Below are 3,776 nucleotides of genomic sequence, written 5' to 3'. Positions count from 1 at the left end.
GGACCCGCGTGCGGTTTCCCGGTCGACGCCTGCCCGCACGTCCGCCCACGCCGCCGGAGCCGCGGCGCCAGGCGCGGCCGTCGTCGGATCCGGGGCGTTCACCGCCGGATCCGAAGCCTCCGCGGAGTCCTCCGAGCGTGTGCCGTGCGGTGTCGGAGCGGCGTGACGCTGGTTCCACAATCCTCGAAACCTCCTCTGCCTGCCGAGACCCCCTCTGAGATCGCGGTGTGGGAGGGGGTTTCGGCGAGGGGAGGGGGTTTCGTGTGACGACATCGGGGAACGACCATCGGTCTGCTGTCGGCGGAGTCGGCCCCGATGTCGGTGGCTGGTGGGACGATGATTCCATGTCCCTCAACGCTCCCGCCGCCGAGATGGTGGGTCGCGATGCCGAGCTCGAGCGGCTGATCACCGCCCTCGAGCGGGCTCGCGCGGGCGAGAGCGCCTCCGTCCTCGTGGCGGGCGAGGCGGGGATCGGGAAGTCGCGGCTGCTCCGCGAGTTCCGCGACGCGGTGGGCGATCAGGCCGCGGTGCTCACCGGGTGGTGCCTCGACTACGGCTCGACGCCGGCGCCCTACGGTCCGGTGCCCGCCATCCTCCGGGGCCTGCTCGCCGAGCTCGGCGCCGAGGCGGCGGATGCCGCCGGACCGGGCCGCGATGCACTGGGACTGCTGCTCCCGGAGCTCGGCGGCGCGCCCGTGGACCGCACGGTCACCGGGCCCGAGGGGCTGCGCGAGGCGATCGCGAACCTGTTCGAGGCGGCCGCCGCGCGGACGCCCGTGGTCGTGCTCATCGAGGATCTGCACTGGGCGGACGCGGCGACCCTGTCCCTGCTCTCCTTCCTTCTGCGCGTCCTGGCGGGACGACCGGTGCTCTTCGTGCTGACCTGCCGGATCGACGACGTGCGTCGCGGCGGTGCCGTGCGCCGGTTCCTCGTCGAGGCCGAGCGGGCCCGGCTTCTGGACCGGCTCGCCCTGCAGCGCCTCGGCCGTGCCGCGGTGCGCCGGCTGCTGCAGGCGTTGTCCGGGCCGGTCGACGAGGCGGCGCTCCAGCGGCTGCTCGAACGCAGCGAGGGCGTGCCGTTCTTCGTCGAGGAGCTCGCCTGCAACGCGCAGGGCCCTATCCCCGACTCCCTCCGCGATCTCCTGCTGGCCCGCTTCGATCTGCTCTCCGACGACGCCAAGCGCGTCGTTCGGACGGTGTCGGGATCCGACGGCGCGGTACCCCACGCACTGCTGGCGAGCCTGGCGGGCTTCGACGACGAACGGCTGGACGAGGCGGTCCGCGAGGCGACGACCGCGGCCGTGCTCGCCGTACGCGGCGACGACAGTTACGGATTCCGCCACGCGCTGCTCCGAGAGGCCGTGCACGACGATCTGCTGCCCGGGGAGCGGGCCCGTCTCCACCGGGCCTACGGCGAGGCGCTGGAGGCGATCGCCGCCGAGACCGCGGTCTCGCTCGCGCCTGCCCTGGCGTTCCACTGGCATCAGGCGCACGACGCCCGGCGGGCTCTGATCGCCGCCGTCGAGGCGATGATGCAGGCCAAGGCCAGCTATGCGTTCTCCACGGCGGCGCGGTTCGGCGAGCTGGCCCTGGAGTTGTGGGACCAGGTCCCCGACGCCGCGGAGGCGGTGGGGCTGGAGCGGATCACCCTGCTCGCACGCCTCGGGTCGATCCTGCGCAACGCCGGAGACGGCGAGCGTTCGCTGGCGGTCGTCAACCTGGCGCTCGACGAGGCGGACCCGTCCGCCACCGACCCCGCGGTGTACGTGCGGCTGTTGCGCGACAAGGCCCACTATCTGCAGAACCTCGGCCGTCCCGGACCGATCGAGCTGTTCTCGCAGGCGCTGCAGGAGATGGAGGGCCGGGTCGACGACGACCGTCTGCGTGCCACGCTGCTGAACCACCTCACGGGGCGCCTGATGATCACGGCCCGCGTCACCGAGGGCCTCGAGCGCGCGGACGAGGCGGCCGCACTGGCGGAGCGCTGCGGACTCGAGGGCCCGCTGTCGGTGGCGTTCAACCTGCGTGGGACGATGCGCGTGCAGATCGGCAGGGTCGACGAGGGGATGGCGGACTTCCGCTCCTCGTGGGAGCACGCCGTCGACAGCGACGCGCGCCTGCGGTACTGGGTGAACTACTCCGACATCCTCGCGCTGCTCGGGCGCTACCGGGAGGCGGTCGAGATCGCGGAGGCGGGTGTCGAGCACGCGCGCAGCCTCGGGGTCGGCCGCTCGACGGGGTCGCTGCTCGCGCACAACATGATCGAGCCCCTCATCGACCTGGGCGAGATCGCGCGCGCGGAGGAGATCCAGGAGAAGGACGTCTCCTTCCGCACCCTGCACCTGAACCGCGTCTACGCCACCATGTCCCGGATCCGGCTGCTCGCCTGGCGAGGACGGATCGCCGATGCCGAGGCGCTGCTCGCCGAATGGCGCGCGACGATCGAGTCGATCTCCCGGCTGGAATCGCAGACCTGGTACTCCCACCGTGCGATCGAGCTCGCGATCGCGATCGGCGGGGGCGATTTCGCGCGTGCCGTCGAAGCGGCCCGTCTCGTGGTGGCGGACGAAGGACCGTCTCACGCACACCGACGCCGACCGCTGTTGGACGCGGCCTGGGCGGTGGCACAGCTTCGTGACTGCGAGGACGACCAGGCGGCGGAACTGGCGGGAGAGCTGCGATCCGCGTGGGAGCGCATGCCGGAAGAGCTGTGCGGCACCGCTCGGGTCGTGTCCCTGGCCCTGGCGTTCCCGGACCCGGCCCGGCTCCGCGAGGCCGTGCACGCGGCGGACGAGGGCGAGGTCCCGGCGATCTATCGTGTGATCGCACGGATCGAGCTCGCCCGCGTCCTCGCCGCCGAGCGCGGAAGGCCCGAACGGGCCGAGGCTGCGGCGGTGCTGAGCGAAGCCGCGGACCTCGTCGACGCCCTCGGGCACGTCGGTCTCGCTCGTGAGGTCGCCGATCTCGGCGCCGCCTCCGGCCTGCTCGGCGCGGGATCCGGCGGTCGCGAGAGCGAGGCCGGCGGGGGCGCCGAGCTCACCGCCCGCGAGCGGCAGGTCCTCGAGCTGATCGCCGAGGGGCTCAGCAACCGCCAGATCGGGGAGCGCCTCTTCATCAGCGTGAAGACGGCGAGCGTCCACGTCTCGGCGATCCTGCGCAAGCTCGGCGTCTCGTCGCGGACGGAGGCGGCGGTCGCCGCCGCCAGGCTCACCGCCGACGCCCGCTGAGCCCCGTCCACGGTGCGGGAGCCCCGTCCACGGTGCGGGAGCCCCGCCCCGAAGGACCTCGCCCCGAAGGACCCCGTCCGGAAGGACCCCGTCCCTGTGTCGCCCGTCGCCCGTTCGTGTGTGCGACTCCGTCGAGACCCCCTCTGCCCGTCGAGACCCCCTCTGAGAACGCGATGTGGGAGGGGGTTTCGGTGGGGAGAGGGGGTTTCGACGTGGCGGGCGGGGGAGGGATCGGGGCCGGTCAGTTCTCCGCGCGGCCGTGGCGCCAGTAGCCCATGAAGGCGATCGAGCGGCGGTCGATCCCGAGGTCGCGGACGAGATGGCGGCGGAGGGCGGTGATCGTGCCCGCCTCCCCCGCGAGCCACGCGTACTCCCCGCCGGCGCTCTCCTCCGGCACCTCCCACAGGATGTCGTCCGGGTCCGGCTCGCTCAGAGCCTCTGCCGTCGCGACCGCACCGGTGCTCGTCCCGCTCACCCCGACTCCGGCCCCGCCGGCCGCGACCGCACCGGTCCCCGAACCGACCCCCACTCCGGCCACCCCGGCCGCCG

2 protein-coding genes are annotated in these 3,776 nt (G+C 73.4%); one reads left to right on the top strand and one right to left on the bottom strand.

Annotated features, from left to right (window positions below; genetic code table 11):
* The first annotated feature begins 344 nt into the window (after positions 1–344).
* The gene (locus MR1_RS20650) at positions 345–3,227 is read left to right on the top strand and encodes a helix-turn-helix transcriptional regulator (protein WP_067250661.1); all 2,883 of its coding nucleotides are present in this window, start codon (positions 345–347) and stop codon (positions 3,225–3,227) included.
* Positions 3,228–3,468: 241 nt separating this feature from the next.
* Here MR1_RS20650 and MR1_RS18645 read toward each other — a convergent pair.
* The coding region (locus tag MR1_RS18645) for an SIP domain-containing protein (protein ID WP_169797721.1) at positions 3,469–3,776 on the bottom strand (308 nt) is incomplete at its 5' end.

The sequence above is a fragment of the Microbacterium resistens NBRC 103078 genome, assembly GCF_001552355.1.
Lineage (GTDB): Bacteria > Actinomycetota > Actinomycetes > Actinomycetales > Microbacteriaceae > Microbacterium > Microbacterium resistens.
Note: the sequence above shows the minus strand (reverse complement) of the source record. Positions and strands in the feature narration are given on the sequence as shown.